Origin of the sequence: Psychrobacter sp. P11G3, from assembly GCF_001435845.1 — a bacterium.
Lineage (GTDB): Bacteria > Pseudomonadota > Gammaproteobacteria > Pseudomonadales > Moraxellaceae > Psychrobacter.
In genome coordinates this window covers 192,645-217,558 of record NZ_CM003596.1, presented here as the reverse complement: position 1 = coordinate 217,558, position 24,914 = coordinate 192,645, and the positions used below count along the sequence as shown (strand labels likewise).

Sequence of the window (24,914 nt, the reverse complement as noted above, 5' to 3'; positions counted from 1 at the left end):
CAAGTCTTAAATCGCCGAATATCAATTGGCTAAATATCAATTTATCGTATGTTTGCTCGAACCAATGCTTCATCGATAGTCGCATGATGCTGCTCGGCGAGCCAAACCAATGGCAGACGGATACCTTTATCGATAATGCCCATTTTATGCAAGGCGTACTTCGCTGGGATAGGGCTTGATTCGATAAATAGATCACGGTGCAGATGCTTGACCACGTCATGGATTTTACCAGCCGCTTCAAAATCGCCACGCAAACCTGCAGAAAAAGTCTCACTCATGGCTTTTGGCGCCACGTTAGCAGTGACTGAGATATTGCCTTTGCCGCCTACTTTCATTAGATCAAGTGCAGTGCCGTCATCACCAGATAGCACAACCATTCTGTCACCAACAGCTTTGATCAATTGCTCACCGCGATCGACAGATCCTGTCGCATCTTTGATAGCAACGATATTATCGATGTCACACAAACGCTCGACCGTGTCTTGAGCGATATCAACCACTGTACGTCCAGGCACGTTATACAGCATTTGCGGTATATTTACGGCTTTGGCAATGGCTTGATAATGCTGAAATAAGCCTTCTTGTGGCGGCTTATTGTAGTAAGGAGCAACGAGCAACGCACAGTCTGCGCCTGCATCGGCAGCATCCTGAGTCAGCTTGATGGCTTCCATCGTGTTGTTGGCACCAGTACCCGCGATAACCGGTACACGACCTTTGACATGCTGGACAAAATAGCGAATGACATCGCTATGCTCTTGCATAGATAGAGTCGCTGATTCACCAGTAGTACCAACAGCCACAAGGCAGTGCGTGCCCTGCTCGATCTGCCAATCTATGAGATCTGCGAGACGTTTATAATCGACCTTACCGTCAGGGTGCATGGGCGTTACCAAAGCTACCATTGAGCCTTGTAGTCGGGTTTTGATCTCGTCGTATGCTGTGCTCATAACCGTGCCTTACTGTATTATCCTAGCTTTTATTAAAGCTGTCACATGATAGGTCGTTTGCAAGTGGCCATTGCTTTATATGCGTTGATAAACGCTGATGGCGTAACTTACTTGATGTTAATGCTGCGTCTCTAATTACTATAATGGCGTTTTTATCCTAGATGATTATATCTACGATATCAGTGTCGTGATGGCAATTTACCAAGAGTAAAGGCCTGCTTACTAACCGACAGAAATATAATAATAAGAGTGCTCGTTAGTGTAGCATATTTTGATTTGACCGCTATCAATCAATTGGCAGTCAGCACATAATTTTAGTACCAAAAAACGGGAATTATTTTTTGCTTATATATATAAAGCTTGGCCTAAAACCTTCCAAATAAATAATCGCACTACTACAGGAGCAGTTTAGCGTAATCAACGTGCGCTGATAAGTCTCTTATGTAATATTAACGAATCGTCAACACATCGATAGTAGGTCGATAGAATCGAAAAGGCAACCCTCTCGTACCGATGCCACTACTGACAAATATCTGTGCACTTGCATGTTGATATAGGCCGCGCTGCTTACCCATGCGACTGTTATATAGCAATGCTGACTGCTCACTACTGCGTCGAATGTCGTTTTGTTTTTGAGCAAGCAGGATATTCTTTTGAATAGCTTTTGCAGCACCGGTTATCAACAAAGGGCGTGGTTGTAAAGATTTTGGCAGATCACTGATACTATCAAATCGTGATGCCAAGATAATCACTGGACTGGTGGCATTGGCAATCTCTGATCCAAGCACTGCTTTATCAGTCGCCTCTGACGTTTCGATATCTGTAGATTGCTTGGGTACATCTTGCCAGCCGCAAAGCACCGCTACTAATGAATTTATATTTGAATTTTCTTGATCAACAATATTTTGATTATTAGTTTGATGAGCAGACTGGTTAACGACTGACTGCTTATTTGTTGCTCTTGCATATTTGAGTGGCAGCGACGTACATTGCTGACCGATATAGTTAATATCGAGTACATCAAAAGTACTGGCCAATGTATCTTCTAATAGTGGCTGACCTTGTTTGGTCGTATTCATAGATTGATAACGCAAGTCCGAGGTGCTCATGACTGTATAAACAGGTTTATTGACCCCTTTAAATAGCATTAACTGACCCACTAAATCTGCACTTGGATAGTATAGCCAGTCGCCCGTAATCAGTACGGCGTCTGCTGACAAGGCATTAATAGTAGAGACCAACTTGCGAATATGACGCGGCTTACCACCGTATATCCCTATACGTAAATCTGCCAATACGGCGACCTTGAGCGGTGTAGATAAGTCTAAGTCAATAGAATGATGCTCTAGTCGTAAGCGGTTGGGCTGTACAATGACAGTATAAAAGTATAAACCCATCATTAATATTGCCATCAGTACGGCAGGTAGTGATAGCTGCGCTAACATCGGCATCAGGTCCTGTGACCAAACCATGATAAGCAATATCGCCCAAACAGGCATCGTATAAGCGGCATAATATAATGCAAGCTTCACCCAAATACGTATAAAGCGCTTGGTAGGATTGGCATTAAACGTTTGTAGCCCTGACCACAGTGCAATGTACGCTAGCAGTGCTGCTGACGTCGTTGTAATAAGCGTATGTAGAGCGGGGTCAGTCATAATTACCTAGCGGTTGCATAATGGTACGAGCCTACTAAGCGACTCGGCCCACCTTAGAGCGTATTGATTGATCAATAACTCACTTAACGAATGGATTGCTATTGAGGTCTTACTCTTAGCTGTTTGATAAAAAACCAAACATTATAGAGGTCGACCTCCATGATAGACAAGCACAATTATTGACGTGCGCGCTGCCTTTATACTCTGTACCGTAATCTGAGTTACGTTATTAGTCACATTAACAGTAACATTCACAGCCACGCTTTAATCATGACACCTACTCAATACGTAGACCAATAATAGCAGGAATGCCTTGGCGTATAACTTCTATAGTGACCACGCCTTTTTTAGGAAGAGAAGAGATAGCACCTGAAAAGTCTGCCACTGTTTTAATCGGCTTTTGATGAAAGTTAGTGATGACATCGCCTGCTAGAATACCTGAGCGTGCGGCCAATCCAGTAGGATCCACTGTGGTAACCAATATGCCCGTTTTATTATCGACAGCGATTTCTGCCTGTTCATCTGCCGTCAAATCGCGTAAACGCAAGCCCAACTGTACATCGTCATTTTGCTCATCACCACTCTGTGCTCTTACATCATTGGGCGCATAAGCGAGCTTACCGTTAATCACCATCTGCTTACCGTTACGCTGAACCCGCGCACGGAAGAGGTCGCTTGGACGCGCTCGATTGAGCAAGTTCAGCAAGTCTGATGCCTCCATGATTTGTACATCATTGTATTGCAAAATGATGTCACCAGGTTTTAGGCCTGATTTTTGTGCCGGTGAATCTGGTGATACACGAGTCAGTAAGGCACCTTGAGGACGCTCTAAATTGTAAGCCTCGGCCAGATTGCGATCGATATCTTGTGGATAGATTCCTAAATAAGCACGCGCCACCTCACCGTCGTTTTTCAGCTGCTCATAAATATCCATAGCAGCGTCAATAGGGATAGAGAATGACAGACCCATATAACCGCCAGTACCACTAAAAATGCGCGAATTGATACCAATCACTTCGCCGCGTTGGTTAAATAGTGGCCCGCCAGAGTTACCAGGGTTTAATGCTACATCTGTTTGGATAAATGGCACACTGGTCTCACGCGAGAAGCTACGCGACTTGGCACTGACAATACCGGCAGAGGCTGAGTAGTCAAAACCAAATGGCGAACCGATTGCTAATACTGGCTCCCCTACTTTTAGACCACTGGAGTCGCCAATAGGCAGGGCTGGAAATTGATTTCCCTCAACTTTTAGCACGGCCACATCTGAGCGCTCGTCACTACCGACTAAGGTTGCATCAAGCTCAGTTCTATCATTGAGCGTCACAGTGATTTTGTCCGCACCTGCGATGACATGATGGTTGGTCAGCATATATCCATTGGAGGTAATAAAAAAGGCCGTACCATAAGCATGTTCAATCGCTGGCGTCGCGACTCGATCCGGTATACGCAGACGATCACCAAAGAACTGACGCAACACTTCAGCAGTCTGAGCCTTAGCAAGCTCGGCTTCACTAATCGTTTTGGTAACATTGACACGTGCCACTGCTGGCGTGACTTGTTGCACCAAACCAGAGAAATCAGCCGTCGTGACTGCAGCCTGAGCACTGTTTATCGTCGTGACATTAATACTAGCAAACATCGCGGTACTAACAGCAAGTGCCAGCGCACTACGTTGTAACCAGCGCTGCATATTAGCAGTGGTCTGTCCTTTGAACATATTGATAGGCATTTTGTGTCCTCCATATGAGTAATCGCTGTTATTAACAGCCACGTTATGATTGTCAGCGATAGCGACTACACCAAGCGGCATGCCCCTATTCGTTACTATTTGGTGAAACTATATTCTTTTATCTATTTATCTTGTCTATTTATGCGGCACAGCACTTTTATTCGAACTTATGGTCATAGCTATTTAGCCGTTACTTTACGCTTATTTTTATCACTACTCACTACTTGAATACTTATAGAGCGCTTGTCTTTAGAAGATGGTTAATAGTGTAGAACATGATTAATAGCGTCTTATAAAAATAAATACTTTCAACGTTCAGTATATGACATTTCATAGCGCCAACCCTATTATCCTGTGCGCGCGACGTGCATGCCCCACGCAGCTACTGTATGATAAATAAAAACTTGAAGTATTGTGCTGATGCCTTTTGCATAGTGCAGGATAACCTAAGGCAGCGTTATTTCATATGGGCTTCGTATACTTTTATGGCCTTGAGATAGCTTTTTAGCAGGTACGGCTTACATCAGCTTGAAATAAAATCATGGTATGATGTCAAACCAAATATTTTACTAAACAAACAAAAGTTAGCTTGTATATGAGGCTGTTTATTGCAGGCTTATGAACTGGCTATCATCACTCTTGTTTTCCATCTTTTGCATTTCTAGCATATTGTGATTTATCTAGAAGCGCTTTTGTCTTTGCTACTTTATAGTAGTTATATCATATCTAGCTTATGTTGTGATTCATGATGGCTATCAGTGCGATGGCTTGGCTACAACAAAAACGGATAACAACTTAATGTTAAATAAACGGTAGCGACTATCTTATAACAGCTATCGATAGATATAAAATATGACAAGATTATAAAAGGATTAATTTATGGATACCGCCCTTTTGCTATCCGGCGTGGTTGGGATTGGCATTGCCGCCCAATGGTTGGCTTGGTATTTAAAGCAACCATCCATTTTATTTTTATTACTGATTGGTATTATCGTCGGCCCAGTGCTGGGTGTATTTGACCCAGACTTGGTGTTGGGCGAGCTGATGTTCCCTTTCATCTCTTTGGGCGTAGCGATTATCCTATTTGAAGGATCGCTAACGCTAGAGTTCGATGAGATTAAGCAACATGGTACCGTGGTACAGATGCTGGTATCGGTCGGTGTACTGATTACCATTGCGATCGTGGCCCTATCGACTTATTTACTATTCGATGTCGATCCATTGATTGCTCTACTCTTCGGTGCGTTAGTCTGTGTGACGGGTCCGACAGTCATTATGCCGCTGCTGCGTAGTGTACGCCCCAACAAAACCATTTCCAACATCCTAAAGTGGGAAGGTATTATCATTGACCCAATCGGCGCTATCGCTGTGGTATTGGTCTATGAGTACATTATCTCAGGCGGCGAAGCCAGTAGTATTCTACTGTTTGCTAAGATTGTCGTATTGGCAACTGCAATGGGTATGGCGGGCGCTTGGCTACTTGCGTTCCTTATGCGTCGTCATATGATTCCTGAGTTCTTGCGTAATGTTTTTACCCTAGCATTTGTACTGGTGTTATTTTCGATATCGAATCATCTAGAGCATGAGTCAGGTCTATTGACCGTCACAGTACTGGGCGTAGCACTGGCAAACTGGCCAAAATTCCCACGTGAGACGATTTTAGAGTTCAATGAATCGTTGACCATTTTGCTGATTTCAGTGCTGTTCATTATTCTGGCGGCGCGCGTAGAGCTGGCAAGCTTGCTCAGCGTTGGTTTTGCAGGGCTAGTGCTGCTCGCGATTGTGATGTTTATCGCACGTCCATTATCAGTCTGGGCATCCGCTATCGGCTCTAACCTTAAGACCAATGAAAAGCTGATGATTAGCTGGATTGGCCCACGTGGTATCGTCGCTGCTGCAATCTCATCACTGTTTGCGATTCGTTTGCAAGAGTATGATATCCAAGGCGTTGAGCTGCTTGTACCTCTCGTATTTATGGTCATTATCGGTACGGTCATGATTCAGGGTCTAGGTGCAAAAGTCGTCGGTAATCTACTAGGCGTACGTGAGCCTGAGACCAACGGTATCCTTATCGTTGGCTCAAACCCAATTGCGTTATTGATTGCTACCTCTCTCAAAGACCAAGGTTTTGACGTTATTGTTGCGCACAATAACTACACCAACATTGCACGCGCACGCATGAGCGGTCTGCGTACTTACTTCGGTAACCCCATCTCTGATCACGCAGATCATCATTTGGATCTGATCGGCATTGGTCGCTTGTTTGCGATGAGTATGGACAAAGAAATGAATACGTTGTCCGAGATTCACTATCGTCATGAATTTGGTGAGCGTAAGCTGTACCGTCTTAAATTCAGTGATGAAAAAGTTAAAAGCGAACGTGATGACAAGCAATCGAACTTCCATTCACAGTGGTTGTTTGGCAAAGATGTGACCTATACCAAGCTTGCCAGTATGCTGTCCAAAAAAGCTCGAATTAAGATTACCAACATCACGGATAGCTATAGCTTTGAGCAGTATAAAGCGGATAATAAGCAATTCGTACCGCTATATACCGTAGACAAAGAAGGCAAACTGCACGTCATCACAGATAAGTTTGACGGTACTGTCCCTCGTGACCGTAAGCTTATATCGCTAGTGGTAGACGATGAAGTACAGCCGAAACCAGTCGATGTAACGCCTAAGCAAGAGCAGGCTCGCATGGCAGCGGATGCTAACTTTGAGTCTAACTCAAAAGCCCCTGAAAAGCGCAAAGAGCAGGAGCCTAACCCTGATGACAGTCAGACAGCAGCGCCAGAGCCTTCGGTAGATAGTGACAAAAGTGATGAGCAAAACACTGCCAATCAGTCATCAACCACCCAAAGCAGTAGCACCGAGACTAAGTCACCTTCTAGCACTACTGTAGAGAAAAGTGAGCCAGTAGAAGAGCCAAAAACGTCTGCTACTAATGGGGATAATAAAGGCGTTATGTCTGCAAACTCGACAGCGACTTCGAAAACCAAAACCTCTACGAACAGTAATGGCAATGGTAGTGCGCCTAAAAACAAAAAAGGGGCGCTTGACCCAAATCGTCTACCTGACTCTGCTCAAGATAACGACGCCTCTATCGATCCTACTGAGGATATAAAAGTAGATAAGTCAGACGACAAATAATATGTGTTGTTATCTGCTTTATTGACTTAAAGATAAAATATTTACCTCAATAAAAAGCCCCAGCAATGTGCTGGGGCTTTTTATTTGTGCTAACTGACTGTTTAACTAACTATCGATACTTCTAACTGCCGTATAAACCTACTTGGCAAAATTTAATTATTTGATATCGAATCTATCTATAACTGTCTGCCATATACGCGCACTCACATCATCCGTACTACCCGATGCATCAATACGCTGTATACGCTCAGGATACTCGCTCGCTAGCTGGCTAAAACCAGTATGCACCCAAGTAAAAAACTCGGTAGCCTGCTGCTCAAAACGATCTGCCGCACTGCGCTTATTGGCACGCTTCATGCCTTCTGCTACTGGCAAATCCAACCACAATGTCAGCTCAGGAAGCTGCGTCACAAATTGTTTGATCAGCATATCTATTTTGCCGCGTACCAACTCGTCGCCATACGCACGCCCAAAGCCCTGATACGCAATAGTAGAATCGGTAAACCTATCACATATTATCCAAGTACCATTTTGGAGCGCTGGTAAGATGACTTGCTGCATATGATCACAGCGCGCCGCAAACAATAGTAGCAGCTCAGTATCGTCTTCGATATCAGTCGCTGGGTCCAATAATATCTCACGTAACTGCTCGGCAAATGGGCTACCACCCGGCTCACGAGTACGTAGATACGAGATGCCATTAGCTTCTAACCGCAAGCATAACTGTTCAATCGCGGTAGTTTTGCCCACGCCCTCAGTCCCTTCAAAACTAATAAAGCGGCCTAACGTAGGTGCCGTCTCCGTATTTGAAGCACTTGTTTCAGGTAAATTAGATGATGGTATGCTGTTATGTGATGGTGTTGCGCTGGTGTGCATAGATACTGACATGATATGACCTTATGTCATTGATGAGCACTACCTCTACTTTGTAGCACTCAATAAACGATAAGTTTTTTAAGAAGATTAAGAAGGAATATTACTGCGGCGGTGTTTGAGATTTTTTCTCACGCATGACACTGAGATAGTCTTTTACCGCTTGATTGTGCTCAGCCAAGCTATTGGTAAATTTGTGCCCGCCATTGCCCGTTGCCACAAAATACAACGCTTCACTATCGGCAGGATGTAAGGTCGCTTCGATAGAAGCCGCTGATGGTAGCGCAATTGGCGTTGGCGGTAAACCATCAATTTGGTAGGTGTTATAAGACGTTTTTTCATTGATGTCTTTGCGGCGGATATTGCCATCATAACGACTGCCCATACCATAGATGATGGTCGGGTCCGTCTGCATACGCATGTTTTTATTCAAACGGTTTCTAAACACGGCAGAGACTAAAGGACGTTCATCAGCAACGCTGGTCTCTTTTTCGATAATAGACGCCATGACTAGCGCTTCATATGGACTCTTATAAGGCAGATTCGGCGCACGATTTTCCCACGCATCAGTCAGTACCTGCTGCTGACGCTTATACAAGTCAGTCAGTACTTTTTTATCGCTGGTTCCTTCACCGTAATAGTAGGTATCAGGCGCGAACCAACCTTCAAGATTATAGTTAACAATCGGGTCACTGCTATTAGCCACACTGTCTGGTAATACACCTGTCAAATCCAATGCTTGGGCGATACTGGCATTGTCACTATCTGCGGTCAGTACTTCTTTTTCGATTTTGTCATTATCACGCAGCGCTTGATAAAGGTCTTTAGATGTCTTACCTTCGATGATCTGTACCTTGACCATAGCCGCTTTTGCGCCTTGACCTAGTATCTGTAGCGCCTCAGCGATAGTCGGGTTTTCGGGTAATTGATACGTACCAGCATGCAACGGTGCATCGACTTGCGATTTGATATACAGCTTGGCCACGCCTGCCGAAAACAGCGGAATCTGCTGCTGCCACTGCGGTAGTAGACCATAATAGGTCTGACCTGGTTCAATCGTGACCATTTGCTGCGGCTGCTCGATACGACCAAACAACGTCTGATAAACCATGACCAAGAAAAACGCAGCAATTAGCCCCAACACTAGCAGCACTTGATAGCCGCGTTGCATAAAAAACGATGGGTTATTAACTTTATATTGGCGCGGTTTACTTTTGCCGCTGATGAGCGAGACGTTGGTTGCTGGCGTTGCTGATGTGTCTTGCACCTCATCTACCACTGGTTGCGCGTCCGGCAGCGTGGTATCGACACGCTCCTCGACTGTGCCATCTTGTTTGTTTGACGGCGACTCATTGGGACGTTCAGGTGGTATATTGGGTGTAGGCTTGCTCATGGCAACTCGCGAGGCAGATGTTTGCTAGAATTTAGCACTGAACCGTGCGATTTTCAATGGTATTTGCTTAGCTTATGAATTATCTTGCTATTGATAGCAGTTTATATGGCTTAATACTTAGATGTTTTTTTCAGTATTCTCAGCTTATCTATTAATAATGAAAATATCTTATGAACCTACATTTCAACCAAAGTCTTGCTAAAAACTATCACTCTGAACCTCAAAAAGTTCGTGTACTCAGTGAAGCATAGGTAAAAGAAAATAGTTACTGCACCAATTGTAGCGCCCAGTCGCTAGCTGAGTTTGCTAATAACAAACCTGTTGCTGATTTTTATTGCGAAAATTGTAATGAGCAATATGAGCTAAAAAGTAAAAAAGCCAAGTTAAGCAATGTTGTCAATGATGGCGCTTATAAGACGATGATTGAGCGTATCAATAGTAAGGACAATCCCAGTTTCTTCTTTCTGACCTACTCAAAAGAATACACCGTCAATAATTTTCTGATTATTCCCAAGCATTTCTTTACGCCCGATATTATTGTTAAGCGTAAACCCTTATCAGTGAATGCCAAACGAGCAGGTTGGGTTGGTTGCAATATTGACTTACGCCAAGTACCCGAATCTGGCAAAGTATTTTTGGTCAAAGACCAACAAGTTATACCGCGTGAAAATGTCACCCAACAGTTCCAAAAGACTTTATTTTTACGCAAGCAATCTATGGCTTCACGCGGTTGGACACTCGATGTCTGGCAATGTATCGACCGTCTCGATGTCAGTTTTTCTCTCAATCAAGTTTATGCTTTTGCTAATGAGTTGCAGCTCAAACATCCTGAAAACAACCACGTAAAAGACAAAATCCGTCAGCAATTACAAGTATTACGAGATAAAGGCATCATTGAATTTGTAAGCCGTGGTCACTATCGAAAATTATACTAGTCGCTGCTCGTTGTAGTGCTTAGGTCTTGGCTATCCTTTTTTGTCACGGTACACATCGGCAATCAGCTCATCTCTATCATCCCATAATGGTAATCGCGCAGTAGCCACAAGACGCTGATGAAACTTATGCGCTGGATACTCCCAATCAATTTCATCATTGATTTTGAAAAAATGCTCTTCACGATAGTCAATATAAGCATGCAATCGATTACGCACATAGCGATTCCACTGCCATAACAGCTGTACCGAGTTGCGTGCAGGTTTGGTAAAAGGAATTAGATTAACTGTCAAGGCACACATTACCAATTCATCATTAGCAATAACGTCGATACCCTGCTCAATGACTTCTTCTCGCGTATGCGCATACTCAAACACACCACCAAAGGCTATAAATTTCTTAAAATCCTTTAGATACATAACTCCAAGTGATAACTGAGTAAATTTTGATAAATGAATAATTTCATCAGGTTCTTTCTTCGCTAATTTACAGATTTCATCAAAAACCATCAAACGACGGATTTGTAGCGGGATACTTTCATCTTCATAAACTTCGTACATTGGCTTATCTCCTTATTAGATAAGCAGCATTGATCGATTTGCTTTAAGACACAAGACCACGTAACAAAAGACGATCACTTCTTTTGAGGGCTTTTGCTAATCTACTTGCTATAAATGACTGAAGTGATATATGAGAATCGAGTGTGAATATAATAAGAAAAGATAAAAAGGCAGCACAAACCTTTCAAGTTGAAATTGTCGAAACATTAAGCACTATCGTGGAAGTTGTCGCAGAAGATGAGCAAAGTGCGCTTTTGAAAGCGCAAGAGATGTATAGAAATGAGCAAGTGGTTTTATATCCAGATGATTTTATTGATACCAAATTTATTGTTTTTCAATAACAACTAAACGGATTCAAAATCCACAACATCACCTGACAACAACGTCAGACTGCTCATTGGCATGATACCGCGCAGTGCATTGCAAAAGAATAACTGCGTTAATTTAGGCAAATCTTCATCTTGTAGCGACCTGATTCTGACTGGATATTGCGTCGTGGATAGCGCATCTATAATTACTTGACGCATGACGCCAGCAACACCCGATTGAGCCATAGAAGGGGTGTACCACTGGCCAGTGGTTAGGTAGTTTTCATCATCTTTATGAATACTAGAGATAGTTTTGGATTCCGATAGCGACTCTTCTGCCAATTGGTAGAAAACATTACTCATCGTACCCTCAACCCACTGCCCACTCATATCGCGTAGCAGACCTTCACCAAGTGTTGAAGCAAGATTTGATGCCAATGGCTCAGCTTTTATACGTTGTAGCTCAACACTAGCGAGGACATTGTCTAAACGATTAAGGCTTTTGAGACCTGCCAGCGGTGGCGGTAAGCAAGCAATCTGAGATGACAAGCATATTGCCGAAGCAGAAGGTTGGATAGGTACCAAGTTTCCATTAGGCAAAGACAATTGCAGCGCAGTGGAAACTCTCATTGCGGTAGCCTTTAACCATATCTCACAGTCGCTTCCATTTGCACTAGGTGTATAACCATAACCGCGTACATCCTGCGCAGCGCGAGTGACTACTAACTTTAGCATACCCTGCTCTAATTGCTGAGCATACAGTTGCAGTACGGCTAATAACTCTTCGCTATTTATGTTTAGCTGCAAGGCTTCAGCATGAGAGACAAGCCGCTGATAATGATAATCTGACCATAGTATCAACCCATCGATGACACCCATAGTGGTAAAGAAGCCGTCAGCATATGCCAGCCCGCGATTATCTAAAGACATCGTTACCGTTTGGCTAGTTGTCCTGTTATCTTCGGTCGCACTATTGTCTTCGGTCAAACTACTATTATCGATCACACTGCTGACTTGTGGGTACAGACACACCCAGCCGTTTGGCACTGACGTCGTATCGGTCATGATTTAGCTATTGTCTGTTTGAGCAGCGGCTTTATTGATAACCAGCATGCAGCTATAAAACTCACATTTTGCCAGCTCTATTTTTTGTCCACCGACGATTCTATTTTTGATGATTTGACTATTGAGCATATCAGCAACCATTTTTCCGCCATCATCGCCCATCAATTGACGCGATAGTTGATAGGCTTTTTTGGCGTGGTTTTGGCTCAGCTCTTTTTCTTTGTCTGTGTCAGTAGGATTGGCATAGTACCAGCCTAGCTCTAGATATTTTTCAGAGTCGATGATATCTAGATAAGGCGCATCCGTTTTCATAAAGCGATATTTTGCCGCTGGATTACTGGCATAGTCTAGGCTGTTTTCGTCAGTGCTCATCACTTCACCAAACACGGATTTTATACTATCTAACTCATCTACAGCGAGCGACTCAACCTTATCCGTACCCCATGCTGCGACATCGTATCTCACTGGCGTGCCTTGCTGAGCAGTGGCACCATCTAGGTCAGGATTGTTTGCGCTGTCCTGTACTGGCTCATTCGTTGTTGCCTGCTCAGTGGTCTCAGCATCTGGATTTGGAGCATCTTCTTTGGTGCTATCACAGCCACTGAGCGTCACACTAACTGCCATTATCGTACCGACTAGAAGGGTCTGTAGGTTAGGATTCCACATGGATAATTTACTCACACTTTTAGATTGATCTCGAAATAGTATTAACGAGCTGGCAGAAACGCCGCTGATAACGAATAGTTTTCAATAAAGAGCATATTTCACAAATATTATAATCTAGCAGTCATTACAGCATATTGATATAGGTTTCCATATTTTATAGTTTACCCAACTGCTCAGCACTTGACTACCTTTTACGTTACGCGGAGCACTCCCCGAGAGTACAGATTTGTTAAATATATAACGTACTAAAACGACTTTCTCTTTAGTAGAAAGTACAAAACTGCTTGCGCGTGTTTTGAGTATGTTTGCCTCAATGTCACAATTTATTTTCAAAAGCGATAAGGCAGCCTCTGATTAACGCTGTCACTTTCTAATCATTGATTGGTGATAGTGTCTTGGTTTGTCAATCATAGCGTTATCCCTTATGATGATTGAGCGCCACTTATTGCTTCTTTTATAGTATTTTTATTTTCTAGCCAGCGGACTATTTATGACCCAACACTTTATCGTTATTGGCAATCCAATCGCCCATAGTAAATCTCCTGAGATTCATAAGCAGTTTGCTATACAAGCAGGGATTGATATTAGCTATCAGCGTCAGTACTGCCCTGATGATGCCGCCAGTTTTACGGCTGTCGTTGAGGCGTTTTTTTGCGGTGGCGGTGCGGGCGCTAACGTGACGGTTCCTTTTAAACAAGTTGCTTATGACTGCTGCGCGGCGCGTGGTGGTTTATCAGAACATGCCAAGACGGCAGGCGCGGTCAATACGTTACTGTTGAACAAAGCACTATTAGAAAGCGGCGCACCAATCACAGAGGCACTCTACGGTGATAATACGGATGGGCAAGGACTTATCAATCACATTATGAGTATGGACTGGCCGCTGACCGATGCTCGTGTGGCGCTAATAGGTGCAGGCGGTGCAGCGCGTGGCGTAATATTGCCATTATTTGAAGCAGGTATTAACTCTCTCACGATTGCCAATCGCACCGTGTCTAAGGCAGCTGATTTGGTAAATGAGCTCAGTGCGGCCAGCTCAGTGATTGATGACCAAAATATCGAGGTTTGTGCGACCAATGAACTCAGTGGCGCTTTTGACATTATCATTAATGCCACTTCTATTGGCTTGTCAGGTGATACGTTGCCGTTGGATGATGCTCTAAACTGTCAATACGCTTATGACATGATGTATGGTCGTCCGCTACCGTTTTTGCAGCATTTTGCTGCTCGTGGTGCACAGATCTCTGAAGGCTACGGTATGCTTATCGGTCAGGCTGCTTTAAGCTTTGAGCGTTGGACTGGGCATACTATCGATGTCGCACAAGCGACAACAGTGCTAAATAAAGACAGTTAATCAAAGAGAAATCTTTGCAAAGCTATACCCTATTAACTAAAACGTAATAATAGCCAATTTTCAAAACGGCGCAGCGGTACACGCAATCGCGTAGAGTGTATCGCTAGACCACCACTCAATCCAATCATGCAACCGAGTGCCGTATCAATCATACGCGCTTGGATAACCTCCCCAACGACTGGTGGCACCGACATCGTACTACCATACTCAGCGATAAATATCGTCAGCGGCGTGATAAATATCACCGCCAGTCCATAATGCCGATCGACAAATGACTCAATTAGAAACATCATACATAATATCGCGATAGCGATGCCCCATCCTGATAGTCCCCAAGACAGCATCCAGCCCGCCACGCCCATGCCAGCCAACGTACCCAATAAACGGTGCAACTGTTTGATCCACATGGTTCGTAGCTGCATACCTTGGATGATAATAAAGCAGCTCATCGCTGCCCAGTAGGGATAAGGCAGCTCTAACAGAACAGCAACGACCAATGCTAAACTGACGAAGCTTACCACGATCAGACTATCGCTAATCATATCAGGCTGATAGTCATAGACAGGTACAGAAGCAACAGGACGGGTCGCCAATAAGAACAAACTATAGAGTAGCGCTAGCAACATCGAGGAGCCACTACCCAATATCACAAGCCCTATGGCTGAGAGCACTTGATCAATCGGCACAGGGATAAATAGCGCAATCGCACCCGCCATCAACACAAACAATCCTGCTGGTGGTGGTTGCCGATAGTAACGACCTAGCATCACTACGCTAATGCCAATCAGCATAAACGCAGGTAGCCGAAATACTGGTAATAGCTGCGCGATCAGACCCAGTGCAAAGCTGAGTATCATCGCAAACCCCCAAGCCATAACTGTCACTAGCCGATGTGGTAGCCCTCCTGAAAATGGTAGGTTTAAAATAATCATTGAGCCTAGCGAGGCTTTGATACCTGAAGACAAATCACCAAAATAAGCCCCTACAAACACCGGAAAGCTAATCGCAATCGCCGCGATGATTGGCATATGCCATGGTCGCTGACTGCGATTGACTGTGAGTAAATGATTCAGCTCACCATCGATTAACCCCTTCATACGAGTTAATAGTGCGCTCAACCAAGAAGCTCGCTGTTGCTTTTTTGAGGTACTCATAAATGGCTTTTCCTATTTGATAAGTCCATTTTTCTTTGAATTTAGATGAGTCTACATAGCCCTTTATAGAATAATTTCAAGCGAAGATACAATTTACCTATACAAACTAAAATGAATTAATAACATAATTAATCATGAATAATAGTTATTAGTTGTATATTTGTCGCTGTTTAAGATTTATAATCATATCAACGCCATAACAGCTGTCCGTCGCTAAAGACGTTCTAATAACTAATACACTGGAAAGCTGTCCACTAACAACTCACTTGATGACTAATATAACGTCTAGCTCATCCAAAATAAGTAAATATCGCTTACATAAGTTGTGACTCAAATATTGCGCCATAAGTCTATGATAGCGAACTAACCAAAGAGAGCGATTATGTTAACTTACAAAGCCCCCTTACGTGATATCAAATTTTTGATCAATGATGTATTTGACTATCAGACGCATTATAAAAGCTTAGACAACGGCGAAAACGCTGATCCTGAAACTGTAGACATGATTCTACAAGGTATGGCTGATTTTGCTGAAAACGTCATTGCCCCACTCTATCAATCAGGTGGTGAAGAAGGCTGTCATTTTGAAGATGGCGTCGTGACCACACCAAAAGGCTTCAAAGAGGCTTATGACCAGTTTGTAGAAGGCGGCTGGCAAGGTATTTCATACCCTGAAGAATTCGGTGGTATGAATCTGCCAACGTCAATCAACCTTATCAAATCTGAGATGATCGGTACTGCTAACTGGTCATGGTCAATGTATCCTGGTCTATCAACAGGTTGTATCAACACGCTGCTTCAGTACGGTACTGACGAGCAAAAAGCACTGTATTTACCTAAGTTGGTCGAAGGCTCATGGGCAGGTACCATGTGTCTGACTGAACCACAGTGTGGTACGGATTTGGGTCAAGTTAAATCAAAAGCCATTCCACAAGATGACGGCACCTATAAAATCAGCGGTACCAAAATCTTTATCTCAAGCGGTGAGCATGACTTAACAGATAATATCGTTCATATCGTTCTAGCACGTCTACCAAATGCACCAGAAGGCACGCGCGGTATTTCACTATTTATCGTACCTAAGTTCACGCCGAACGCTGAAGGTGAAGCTGGCGAGCGCAATGCCGTTGTTTGTGGTTCAATTGAGCACAAAATGGGCATTAGCGCATCTTCGACGTGTGTATTGAACTTTGATGGCGCAGTCGGCTACCTAATCGGCGAACCACATAAAGGCCTAAAAGCCATGTTCACATTCATGAACACGGCTCGTATCGGTACTGGTATCCAAGGTCTGGCGCATACTGAATTGTCTTTCCAAAACGCCTTACCATATGCCAAAGAGCGTCGTTCTATGCGCACACTATCTGGTACTAAAGATCCTGAAAAAGTAGCTGATGCTATTATCCATCATGCCGACGTACGCCGTATGCTACTGACGCAAAAAGCCTTTGCTGAAGGTGGTCGCTCAATGATTTATCATTCAGCACGTTATGCCGACAAAATGGCACAAGGTATTGTCAATGGCGATGACGAAGAGTTCGAAAAATGGGACGACAAGCTAGGCTTCTACACGCCAATCCTAAAAGGCTTCTTAACTGAGCTAGGCATCGAAGCTGCTAAACACGGTCAGCAAGTCTATGGTGGTCACGGCTACATCAAAGAATGGGGCATGGAGATGATCGCTCGTGATGCTCGTATTGCGACGATGTACGAAGGTACTACTGGCGTACAGGCACTTGATCTACTAGGTCGTAAGGTTATCTTACAGTCTAAAGGTAAGATTATCCGTGATTATACCTCTAGCATCATGAAATGGTGTGGCGAGTATGCACTTGATAAAGAAATGCGTAAATTTGTTTGGGCACTGACCAAACTATGTGCTGAGTGGAACACCTTGACTGTACGTTTGATGCTGATGGCACGTAAAGATCGTGAAATCATCTCAGCAGCGTCAGAGGACTTCCTCATGTACTCAGGCTATGTGATGATGGGCTATCATTGGGCTCGTATGGCAGCGGTCGCTTACGAAAAGCTAGAAACCGGCGGCACAGAAGCACCAGAATTCTACAAAGCAAAAATTCAGACTGCTGAATTCTACTTTGATAAGTTGCTACCACGCACTTCTGGTCACGCAGAAGCGATGGTTGCTCCAAGCGAAAGCATGACATCAATGGAAATCGATCACTTTGCTTTCTTAGATTAAAATTGACTAAAACTGCATCGATAATCAATAAAAAAGCGCCTATCATTTGGGCGCTTTTTTACGCTTAACTGAAAATATGCTTATACAGAATATAAAGTAACGAGCAATTTTAGGAGAAAGCTATGCCAATACCCTATTACAAAGCTGCCGCGTTAGCCACACGCTGTATGCAAACATTGGTAATTAGCACTGTACTAGCAAGTATCGCTGCAAATAGTGCGATTGCAAAAAATAGCGACACCCCTCTTCATTTTTCGAAAAGTGCTATTAGTAGCGTCATCACTGGTAAATTAAATCCTAATGACAATGAACGTTGGTATCGTTTTGACGCTACCAGTGGACAGTATGCCGTGATTAATATTACCCTACTTGCTGGAACATCTGAGACTGCCAATGTCGGCGTATTACATATGCCAAATGGTACGCAAGATGGCGGCAAAGGCGGTATCGTCTATCAAGGCTGCTTACCTGCGACGGGCACATATCGATTGCGTATCGCCCGCAATTTTATGGCTACCGAAGGCAAAATTGCGGGCTACAAGGTTGAAGTAATGATACTACCAACGTATGCCAGTCAGCTTTTATGCAATTGATTGTCGTCATTTAAGGTTGGTAACTTTAGCCTGCGAGCAGTCACTTTTTTAAGTAGTCGCTTTTTAATCAAACAGTTTTTGAGAAGATGGTTTTCAAAATACAGTTTGTAAAAAGGCAGGCGCTGTTAACTACCAAGCATTTTCTTATGATAGACCGCACTTATCTCTTCAACTTCTACACATATCTGCAATGCTGCACGTCCTGACTGCTCTGCGCCTATTTTTTCCTCGATAGTAGCAACCAGCAGCTCAGCCAACTGGTCACGAGTGGCCATATCACGTCCGCTCATGAGCTTTAGGTGAGCATAAATAAATCCATTGGCTTGTTCATCGTCTTCAACACCTACTAGAAATGAATCAATAGGTACAATGCGTGCTTTTATATCAGCAGGTTGCTTAAACTGACCACTATCCCATAACACTTTGTTTAGCGATTTGAGCAATGATTCTTCGTGAGCGATACTGACGTTGGGTGTTACTTGAATGGTTAAATGTGGCATGAGCATGTCCTTAAATGTAGATAAAAATAATAGATAAGCTGGCGTATAAGTCTACGCCTTATCGCTATGGTCAATCCACAATAATCTTGCGCTCAAATATCTTCAATACAAGCGAGCCCAGTATAGATTACTCATAAATATGCTTAGCGAAATTGTCGACATGTCCATTTTGTACTAGGCAGATTATAGTCACCGTATAATCTTTTACTCATCTGTAATAGCGTCAAAACAAGCATCAAGCGTTGCTGCCAATTGTGTAGGCGGCAATTCAATCTCTAGACCGCGGCGGCCACCACTCACATAAACTGTGGCCTGGTCTTGAGCTGTGCTATCTATCACGGTTTTTAGTCGTTTTTTTTGACCCAGTGGACTGACGCCACCCAACACATAGCCTGTACTTCGTTCTACTTGTTTGGGGTCAGCCATCTGTACTTTTTTGCAAGATAGCAATTTATTAGAAGATAGCGCCTTCGCCATTTTTTTAAAATTAAGTGTTTTATCAACTGGTAATATCGCCACAGCGAGCACGCCAGTATCGGTGATCACTACTAAAGTTTTAAACACCTGTGTTACTGCTACGCCAAGTTTTTCTGCGGCTTCTAAACCAAACGATGCGGCATTGCTGTCGTGAGTATATTCGTGTACTTGGTAATCAAGGTTACGTTTTTTGGCAAGATCGATAGCTGGAGTCATAAGTTTTAGGCTTAGTAAAATGAAATCGGAAAGTGGATGCTATATTTATGAGTCATCGGTGATAAAAATATATTATTACCCTAAACATGTTAACTTTCAAATGTTTGAACATTTTGTATAATTGGTCACTCACTACAGCGTAACCAAACCGTATTAATATTGGTAGTATATACAGACACTATATATCGCTTTGGTGGCTTTTATGGCATCATAAGCGCAACATATTTGACTATTTTTGATACTGATTATGATACCGAAGTTCTTAAAAAAACGGATTTTTAAAGCGCCAGTCGCGACTGATGGCACTGCTAAAACTGTTGGCAATGCAATCGCTACTAAGCCTTATTCTAATGCACCGATCAATCAGCTGTATCGTAAGCTGTCAGGTCAGATGCTCGATATCGCCGTAAAACCTAAGTTATTAGGCGAGCTACCTGAGTTCGACAATGATGATCAGACGCTACGGTTTTATGTACTACAGGACTATTCTCGTTCAAACAGTATTCTGATTGACTTGCAGACGCAAGAGCACAACTTACCGCCAGCACTGGTTGGGGTAAATGATACGGCCCACGGCATTAAAGAAAACGCTGCTATTATATTTTTGAACCACCCACATGCCAAAGATAATCCCTTATCCCCTCGTCTTTCGCGCTTGGTGTCTGCGGTCTTGCAACATCCAGAACTAAAGGTCCGCCTCGTGCCGGTGTCTATCTTATGGGGACGCGCACCTGAGAAAGAAGATTCTCTATTTAAGCTACTGACTGCTGACAACTGGCAAGATCCTAGTATCACTAAACAATTATTTAATATCGGGGTGATGGGTCGCGATACTTTCGTACAGTTCCATCCACCGCAAGACTTACGTACCATTATCAGTGACAATCTTAAAGGCGATGTGGAAGGACCTGCTACCTTTGACTCAGTCGCTACAGATGCTCTTAAAGCAAGTTTAACAGCGGCGGATTCAGTCGATACAGAGTCAACGGCTACTAACAGTGATGCCGCAGCTGACGCTGAGCAGACACCAAGTTATGCCCTAGTCGCATCAGCTGATAGTAATCGTGAACTGGTTCGTATGTTGCAGCAGCAATTGTCAATTTATTTAGATAAACAGCGCGCTAGCATGCTCGGCCCAGATCTATCAGATAGACGTAACTTAGTGGATAAACTGGTGTACTCGCCAGCTATTAAGCATGCAATTGAGATGGAAGCGGCTGAAAAGGGGACTAGCGTTCGAGAAGCTCGCAGTCAGGCTAGAGGTTATGCTAATGAGATGGTCAATGACTACTCTCATTCTATCATCCGTGGTTTTTATAAATTTCTGACATGGTTGTGGACGCAGTTGTATGACGGCGTAGAAGTTCATCACTTCGAGCGAGTACGTGACCTTGCGACCGATTACGAGCTGATTTATGTGCCTTGTCATCGCAGCCATGTTGACTATCTATTACTGTCTTATGTCATCTACAAACGTGGCCTGAGTATCCCTTATGTTGCGGCAGGTGACAACTTAGATGTACCTGTATTAGGCCCACTATTACGCGGTGCCGTTGCCTTTTATATTCGTCGTAGCTTCCGTGGTAACGCACTATATACTGCTGTACTGCGCGAATATATGCATACCCTTATCACGCGCAACACCCCGATTGAATACTTTATTGAAGGTGGTCGCTCACGTTCAGGTCGCTTGCTACCGCCGAAAATGGGTATGCTAGCGATGACCGTCCATAGCCAACTACGCCAAACCAATAAGCCTGTAGTATTTATACCGACTTATATTGGTTACGAGCGTATTATGGAAGGTGGCACTTATGTCGGTGAGCTAAAAGGTAAACCAAAAGAATCAGAGTCTTTGATTGGATTACTCAAAGTTGGCCGCAAAATCGAACGTATCTTTGGTAATGTGCACTTAAGCTTTGGTACGCCGTTGCACCTTAGCGACTTTATGACGAAATTCGATGTGCCAGCCAATAGCTTGCCATCCGATCGTACTGACTCACCGCTTGATGAAAAGACCAGCGCTATGGTTGATAACATCGGTGTGAAAGTCATGCAGCATATCAATAAAGCTGCAGTCGTCACCCCTGTATCGCTATTATCATTGGTTTTACTATCGGCACCGAAAGCTGCATTGGATGAAAATATTTGCCGTGAGCAAATCGCACTGTACCAAGGTCTGGCTCAGCAGCTGGTTTACTCAGAGGATACAGTTATCACTGATATGACACCGCAGCAAATCATTGATTATGGTATTAAGCTAAAACTTATTGAGCGTACGCCGCATATCTTGGGCGATATCATTCAGGTCGCAGGTAAGCAAGCAGCGTTGCTCAGCTACTTCCGTAACAACATTTTGCATGTCTTTATTTTGCTGTCGTTCCTGTCTGCACTAGTCGCACGCAACGGACGTATTAAACGCAGCCGTCTCGATAGTATCGCTGAGCAGCTATATCCGTTCTTACAAAGTGAGCTATTCTTATATTATCCAGCACACGGCTTAGCCGATACGCTCAATAAGAAAGTTGACAACCTGCTGTCTCATGGGCTCATCGTTGACTTGGGCGATGATACGCTCAGCGTGCCTGAGTCTAATAGTAAGCACTATCAGCAGCTGCAAGTACTGGCAACTCCAGTTGGTCAAAGCCTTGAGCGTTACTTTATGACGCTTGCCCTACTCGCTCAGCAAGGCTCTGGTAATTTAACTGAAAACGAAGTTGTGGACCTGTGTCATCTGCTTGGGCAGCGTTTGTCTGTGCTCTATGCAGATGATATTCCCGATTTCTTTGATCGCGCCTTGTTTACCAGTTTCATTAGTGCATTGACTCGTCTTGACTATCTACAAAAAGACGATGAAACTGGCATACTGACTTTCGATCATCGTATTAATGACATTGCTCATCATGCTAAGTACGTACTAACGCCTGATATGATGCAAATCTTGCAACAAGTCGCTAGTTTAGACGAAGAAGAAATCACTCACGCTATTACTGAGATTAGTAATAAAAAACAGCGCAAGTTTGGGCGCAAGCGTTAATTTTAACAACTAGCCATACCCTTTAGAATTTTACGCTAAACAAAAAAAGACCGCTAACGATTAGCGGTCTTTTTTTGGATTGGACTATATTAAACAGCCGTATTAGTTAGTAATTTTCTTATACTTGGCACGCTTAGGACTGGCGTCATCACCCATTGTCTTTTTACGATATGCTTCAAACTCAGTATAGTTACCGTCGAACCAAACTGGGCCTTCTTCTTCGAATGCCAAGATATGAGTGGCGATACGGTCAAGGAACCAGCGATCATGTGATACAACCATTACTGTACCTGGGAATACTTGAATCGCATCCTCTAGTGCACGTAAGGTTTCGATATCCAAATCGTTTGATGGTTCATCGAGGAGCAATACGTTGGCGCCTTGCTTTAGCGTTTTCGCTAACTGCAAACGGTTACGCTCACCACCTGATAATTGACCAACGTGCTTTTGCTGATCTGAACCTTTAAAGTTAAAACGTCCGATATAGGCACGGCTTGGCGTGGTGTAGTCACCAACCGTAATGATATCAAGGCCATCAGAGACTTCTTCCCATACGGTTTTGTTGTCGTCTAGATGATCACGTACCTGACCGACATAGGCAACTTTAACACTTTCACCCAAATCAACTGAACCAGTATCTGGGGTATCGCGCTCAGTAATCATGTTAAACAGCGTGGTTTTACCTGCACCATTTGGACCGATAATACCAACGATACCACCAGCTGGTACGTTAAAGCTTAGGTTTTCATACAGCAGACGATCGCCGAATGATTTAGAGATGTCATTAATCTCAATAACCTTGTTACCCAAACGTGGACCAGGTGGAATATAAATCTCAGAAGTCTCATTACGTTTCTGGAACTCAGTTGAGTTCAACTCTTCGAAACGCTGTACACGAGATTTAGACTTGGCCTGTTGGCCTTTTTGGTTTTTGCGAATCCACTCAAGCTCTTTTTTTAGCGCTTTAGCAAATGATTCTTCTTGCTTGTTCTGCTGCTCTAGACGCGTGTTCTTTTGCTCTAGCCACTCAGTATAGTTACCTTCATACGGATAGCCATGGCCACGGTCAAGCTCCAAGATCCACTGAGCAACATTATCCAAGAAATAGCGATCATGGGTGATGGCAACGATCGTACCACTGTAGTTCTGCAAGAACTGCTCTAGCCATGCAACAGACTCGGCGTCCAAATGGTTGGTCGGTTCGTCAAGTAATAGCATGTCAGGGCGCGACAATAGCAGACGGCATAGTGCCACACGGCGTTTCTCACCACCTGACAGTTTGCTAACGTCAGCATCCCATGGTGGCAGACGGAGCGCGTCGGCTGCTTTTTCTAGCTGGTTATTTAAGTTGTGCGCATCCCAAGACTGGATGATATCTTCCATCTTGCCTTGCTCTTCAGCAAGCTTATCAAAATCAGCATCAGGCTCTGCGTATTCAGCATAGATAGCATCTAGACGTGCTAGCGCATCTAACGCTTCGCGCATACCGTCTTCGACATTGCCGCGTACATCTTTGCTGTCATCAAGCTGTGGTTCCTGTGGCAAATAGCCAACTTTGGTACCTGCTTGCGCGCGTGCTTCACCACTAAACTCAGTATCCACGCCTGCCATGATACGTAGCAAGGTTGATTTACCTGAACCGTTGATACCCAAAACACCGATTTTGGCACCAGGGAAAAACGATAGGTTGATATTTTTTAGGATTTCACGCTTAGGGGGAACAAGTTTTGACACGTTGTTCATCGTGTAGATATATTGAGCCATTAACACTCCGATAGACTGCATAGAAGAGAACAGCAAATGCAACTCAGCGATGATGCCAAGCGTGCCGTACCTCAAAATCAGGGTTACAAATTATAGGTCATTATCGCATTGTGGCGCATACCCTGCAAGCTGACAGGTTGTTTTACCAGTTGTTTTACTGTTTTTGACAGCAGGCTATGCCTTTTGGCTATAAAACTCGCTTTAAAAAATAACTCAAGGAGTCTTATCTTAATGAACTAACTTAACATTTTGATTCATTAGCGTTTTATAAAGACCACAAAAAATAGCATCAAAACTTTCGCAAATTTAATCAATAGCCGTTAGCATG

19 protein-coding genes and 1 pseudogene are annotated in these 24,914 nt (G+C 43.7%); 8 read left to right on the top strand and 12 right to left on the bottom strand.

What is annotated here, in order from left to right:
• Positions 1-41: 41 nt before the first annotated feature.
• The 3 genes from dapA to AK824_RS00875 all read right to left on the bottom strand — a co-directional run bounded on the left by dapA (position 42) and on the right by AK824_RS00875 (position 4,247).
• Positions 42-947, bottom strand: coding sequence for a 4-hydroxy-tetrahydrodipicolinate synthase (gene dapA, locus AK824_RS00885; protein WP_057757991.1), 906 nt, complete (start codon positions 945-947; stop codon positions 42-44).
• Between the two features lie 449 nt (positions 948-1,396).
• Entirely contained in the window at positions 1,397-2,605 is a 1,209-nt protein-coding gene (locus AK824_RS00880) for a hypothetical protein (protein WP_057757988.1), read from the bottom strand.
• Positions 2,606-2,882: 277 nt separating this feature from the next.
• Positions 2,883-4,247, bottom strand: coding sequence for a Do family serine endopeptidase (locus AK824_RS00875; RefSeq protein ID WP_413772210.1), 1,365 nt, complete (start codon positions 4,245-4,247; stop codon positions 2,883-2,885).
• A gap of 969 nt (positions 4,248-5,216) precedes the next feature.
• Here AK824_RS00875 and AK824_RS00870 point away from each other — a divergent pair.
• Positions 5,217-7,490, top strand: coding sequence for a cation:proton antiporter (locus AK824_RS00870; RefSeq protein WP_057757986.1), 2,274 nt, complete (start codon positions 5,217-5,219; stop codon positions 7,488-7,490).
• Positions 7,491-7,646: 156 nt separating this feature from the next.
• Here the strand turns inward: AK824_RS00870 and tmk are convergent, their stop codons facing one another.
• Both tmk and mltG read right to left on the bottom strand, forming a co-directional pair.
• On the bottom strand, positions 7,647-8,378 hold the full coding sequence (gene tmk, locus AK824_RS00865; RefSeq protein WP_227511178.1) for a dTMP kinase: 732 nt from the start codon (positions 8,376-8,378) through the stop codon (positions 7,647-7,649).
• Between the two features lie 88 nt (positions 8,379-8,466).
• The gene (mltG, locus tag AK824_RS00860) at positions 8,467-9,756 is read right to left on the bottom strand and encodes an endolytic transglycosylase MltG (protein WP_057757984.1); all 1,290 of its coding nucleotides are present in this window, start codon (positions 9,754-9,756) and stop codon (positions 8,467-8,469) included.
• 311 nt (positions 9,757-10,067) lie between these two features.
• Here mltG and AK824_RS13780 point away from each other — a divergent pair.
• A pseudogene (locus tag AK824_RS13780) lies at positions 10,068-10,406 on the top strand (DpnI domain-containing protein); the annotation flags it as partial.
• A 66-nt stretch (positions 10,407-10,472) separates the two neighbouring features.
• Complete coding sequence (locus AK824_RS13775; protein WP_264753504.1) at positions 10,473-10,691, top strand: hypothetical protein; 219 nt, start codon at positions 10,473-10,475, stop codon at positions 10,689-10,691.
• A 30-nt stretch (positions 10,692-10,721) separates the two neighbouring features.
• Here the strand turns inward: AK824_RS13775 and AK824_RS00850 are convergent, their stop codons facing one another.
• On the bottom strand, positions 10,722-11,249 hold the full coding sequence (locus AK824_RS00850) for a hypothetical protein (RefSeq protein WP_057757982.1): 528 nt from the start codon (positions 11,247-11,249) through the stop codon (positions 10,722-10,724).
• A gap of 143 nt (positions 11,250-11,392) precedes the next feature.
• Between AK824_RS00850 and AK824_RS00845 the strand changes: the two genes are divergently transcribed.
• Positions 11,393-11,590 carry a DpnD/PcfM family protein gene (locus tag AK824_RS00845; protein ID WP_227511177.1) on the top strand — a complete coding sequence of 66 codons (198 nt, stop codon included), beginning with the start codon at positions 11,393-11,395 and terminating at the stop codon, positions 11,588-11,590.
• Positions 11,591-11,593: 3 nt separating this feature from the next.
• Here AK824_RS00845 and AK824_RS00840 read toward each other — a convergent pair whose 3' ends face one another.
• Positions 11,594-12,622 (bottom strand): aminotransferase class IV, encoded by a 1,029-nt coding sequence (locus tag AK824_RS00840; RefSeq protein WP_082624528.1) that lies wholly within the window; start codon positions 12,620-12,622, stop codon positions 11,594-11,596.
• Positions 12,623-12,625: 3 nt separating this feature from the next.
• On the bottom strand, positions 12,626-13,288 hold the full coding sequence (locus tag AK824_RS00835) for a hypothetical protein (RefSeq protein WP_057757980.1): 663 nt from the start codon (positions 13,286-13,288) through the stop codon (positions 12,626-12,628).
• A gap of 490 nt (positions 13,289-13,778) precedes the next feature.
• Here AK824_RS00835 and aroE point away from each other — a divergent pair, with 490 nt between their 5' ends.
• The gene (gene aroE, locus AK824_RS00830) at positions 13,779-14,642 is read left to right on the top strand and encodes a shikimate dehydrogenase (RefSeq protein WP_057757978.1); all 864 of its coding nucleotides are present in this window, start codon (positions 13,779-13,781) and stop codon (positions 14,640-14,642) included.
• Between the two features lie 32 nt (positions 14,643-14,674).
• Here the strand turns inward: aroE and AK824_RS00825 are convergent, their stop codons facing one another.
• Positions 14,675-15,796 carry an FUSC family protein gene (locus tag AK824_RS00825; protein ID WP_057757976.1) on the bottom strand — a complete coding sequence of 374 codons (1,122 nt, stop codon included), beginning with the start codon at positions 15,794-15,796 and terminating at the stop codon, positions 14,675-14,677.
• 382 nt (positions 15,797-16,178) lie between these two features.
• Here AK824_RS00825 and AK824_RS00820 point away from each other — a divergent pair, with 382 nt between their 5' ends.
• Positions 16,179-17,999, top strand: coding sequence for an acyl-CoA dehydrogenase C-terminal domain-containing protein (locus tag AK824_RS00820; protein ID WP_057757974.1), 1,821 nt, complete (start codon positions 16,179-16,181; stop codon positions 17,997-17,999).
• Between the two features lie 122 nt (positions 18,000-18,121).
• On the top strand, positions 18,122-18,592 hold the full coding sequence (locus tag AK824_RS00815; protein ID WP_057757972.1) for a hypothetical protein: 471 nt from the start codon (positions 18,122-18,124) through the stop codon (positions 18,590-18,592).
• Positions 18,593-18,717: 125 nt separating this feature from the next.
• On the opposite strand, the gene AK824_RS00810 is transcribed toward AK824_RS00815, so the two are convergent.
• Both AK824_RS00810 and ybaK read right to left on the bottom strand, forming a co-directional pair.
• Positions 18,718-19,092 carry a 5-carboxymethyl-2-hydroxymuconate Delta-isomerase gene (locus tag AK824_RS00810; RefSeq protein WP_057757970.1) on the bottom strand — a complete coding sequence of 125 codons (375 nt, stop codon included), beginning with the start codon at positions 19,090-19,092 and terminating at the stop codon, positions 18,718-18,720.
• Between the two features lie 204 nt (positions 19,093-19,296).
• Positions 19,297-19,785 carry a Cys-tRNA(Pro) deacylase gene (gene ybaK, locus AK824_RS00805; RefSeq protein ID WP_057757969.1) on the bottom strand — a complete coding sequence of 163 codons (489 nt, stop codon included), beginning with the start codon at positions 19,783-19,785 and terminating at the stop codon, positions 19,297-19,299.
• 247 nt (positions 19,786-20,032) lie between these two features.
• On the opposite strand from ybaK, the gene plsB reads away from it, so the two are divergent.
• The gene (gene plsB, locus AK824_RS00800; protein ID WP_057757968.1) at positions 20,033-22,822 is read left to right on the top strand and encodes a glycerol-3-phosphate 1-O-acyltransferase PlsB; all 2,790 of its coding nucleotides are present in this window, start codon (positions 20,033-20,035) and stop codon (positions 22,820-22,822) included.
• A gap of 102 nt (positions 22,823-22,924) precedes the next feature.
• Here the strand turns inward: plsB and ettA are convergent, their stop codons facing one another.
• Entirely contained in the window at positions 22,925-24,586 is a 1,662-nt protein-coding gene (gene ettA, locus AK824_RS00795) for an energy-dependent translational throttle protein EttA (protein ID WP_057757965.1), read from the bottom strand.
• Positions 24,587-24,914: the final 328 nt, after the last annotated feature.

What these genes read in the sequence shown, in the direction of transcription:
- dapA (WP_057757991.1), bottom strand. Translation starts at nt 947, where the DNA reads ATGAGCACAGCATACGACGAGATCAAAACCCGACTACAAGGCTCAATG.
- AK824_RS00880 (WP_057757988.1), bottom strand. Translation starts at nt 2,605, where the DNA reads ATGACTGACCCCGCTCTACATACGCTTATTACAACGACGTCAGCAGCA.
- AK824_RS00875 (WP_413772210.1), bottom strand. Translation starts at nt 4,247, where the DNA reads ATGTTTGCTAGTATTAATGTCACGACGATAAACAGTGCTCAGGCTGCA.
- AK824_RS00870 (WP_057757986.1), top strand. Translation starts at nt 5,217, where the DNA reads ATGGATACCGCCCTTTTGCTATCCGGCGTGGTTGGGATTGGCATTGCC.
- tmk (WP_227511178.1), bottom strand. Translation starts at nt 8,378, where the DNA reads ATGTCAGTATCTATGCACACCAGCGCAACACCATCACATAACAGCATA.
- mltG (WP_057757984.1), bottom strand. Translation starts at nt 9,756, where the DNA reads ATGAGCAAGCCTACACCCAATATACCACCTGAACGTCCCAATGAGTCG.
- AK824_RS13775 (WP_264753504.1), top strand. Translation starts at nt 10,473, where the DNA reads ATGGCTTCACGCGGTTGGACACTCGATGTCTGGCAATGTATCGACCGT.
- AK824_RS00850 (WP_057757982.1), bottom strand. Translation starts at nt 11,249, where the DNA reads ATGTACGAAGTTTATGAAGATGAAAGTATCCCGCTACAAATCCGTCGT.
- AK824_RS00840 (WP_082624528.1), bottom strand. Translation starts at nt 12,622, where the DNA reads ATGACCGATACGACGTCAGTGCCAAACGGCTGGGTGTGTCTGTACCCA.
- AK824_RS00835 (WP_057757980.1), bottom strand. Translation starts at nt 13,288, where the DNA reads ATGTGGAATCCTAACCTACAGACCCTTCTAGTCGGTACGATAATGGCA.
- aroE (WP_057757978.1), top strand. Translation starts at nt 13,779, where the DNA reads ATGACCCAACACTTTATCGTTATTGGCAATCCAATCGCCCATAGTAAA.
- AK824_RS00825 (WP_057757976.1), bottom strand. Translation starts at nt 15,796, where the DNA reads ATGAGTACCTCAAAAAAGCAACAGCGAGCTTCTTGGTTGAGCGCACTA.
- AK824_RS00820 (WP_057757974.1), top strand. Translation starts at nt 16,179, where the DNA reads ATGTTAACTTACAAAGCCCCCTTACGTGATATCAAATTTTTGATCAAT.
- AK824_RS00815 (WP_057757972.1), top strand. Translation starts at nt 18,122, where the DNA reads ATGCCAATACCCTATTACAAAGCTGCCGCGTTAGCCACACGCTGTATG.
- AK824_RS00810 (WP_057757970.1), bottom strand. Translation starts at nt 19,092, where the DNA reads ATGCCACATTTAACCATTCAAGTAACACCCAACGTCAGTATCGCTCAC.
- ybaK (WP_057757969.1), bottom strand. Translation starts at nt 19,785, where the DNA reads ATGACTCCAGCTATCGATCTTGCCAAAAAACGTAACCTTGATTACCAA.
- plsB (WP_057757968.1), top strand. Translation starts at nt 20,033, where the DNA reads ATGATACCGAAGTTCTTAAAAAAACGGATTTTTAAAGCGCCAGTCGCG.
- ettA (WP_057757965.1), bottom strand. Translation starts at nt 24,586, where the DNA reads ATGGCTCAATATATCTACACGATGAACAACGTGTCAAAACTTGTTCCC.